The organism is Klebsiella sp. CN_Kp100, assembly GCF_040065315.1.
GTDB lineage: Bacteria > Pseudomonadota > Gammaproteobacteria > Enterobacterales > Enterobacteriaceae > Klebsiella > Klebsiella oxytoca.
Genome location: NZ_JBEAIJ010000021.1, coordinates 1 through 768 on the forward strand (window position 1 = coordinate 1; position 768 = coordinate 768).

Annotated in this window: 1 protein-coding gene; it reads left to right on the forward strand. The window is 60.0% G+C overall.

Going from position 1 to position 768, the window contains the following annotated elements; genetic code table 11:
* Positions 1 to 669, forward strand: a 669-nt coding sequence (locus ABLV12_RS08750; protein WP_185923268.1) for an IS110 family transposase, incomplete at its 5' end; no start/stop codon positions are given.
* Positions 670 to 768: the final 99 nt, after the last annotated feature.

The window sequence follows — 768 nt, forward strand, 5'->3', positions numbered from 1 at the left end:
CAGGCGGAGCACCGCGTCCGGGCCAGACTCATCCGTGCCCGGACAGCCCTGAGCAATGAGATACGGGGTCTGCTGGGGGAGTTCGGTGTGGTGTTGCCAGCGGGAATAGCGCAACTGCGTAAGGCGCTACCGGAGATAGTGTCGCAGCAGGTGCAGTGGGATGAGTGTTTTATTCGTCTGCTGTGCGAACTGTCAGAAGAGCTGCAGGGACTGGATGAGCGTGTCGCCCGCCACGACAGGCGGCTTCAGCAGTCAGCACGGGATGATATCCGGATAAAAAGGCTGCTGGCGATAGAGGGGATGGGTCCGGTGGTGGCCAGTGCCCTGGTGGCTGCAGTGGGTGATGGCAGACAGTTCAGGAGCGGCCGGGAAATGGCGGCTTATCTGGGGCTGGTTCCGCGGCAGCACTCAAGCGGAGGAAAGGCGCGACTGGGCCATATCAGCAAGCGGGGGGACCGCTACGTGCGGACGCTGATAATCCATGGAGCGCGGGCAGTGCTGAATGCGTGTCAGAATAAAACTGACAGGCGCAGCCAGTGGTTGCAGGGGGTGTCGGAGAGACGAAACCGGAACATCGCGACGGTGGCGCTGGCGAACAAGAATGCCCGTATAGCATGGGCGCTGCTGAGTCGTGAAGAGGATTACCATGGGATACAGGTCACCGGTTAACCGGCGGCCAGTATCCCATGCGTTAAAAGAGCAATAACCTGCCGTAAGGTTGCAGCCAGAGAAGCGAGATGAGTAACAGGTAAGACCAGCATCAGTCAC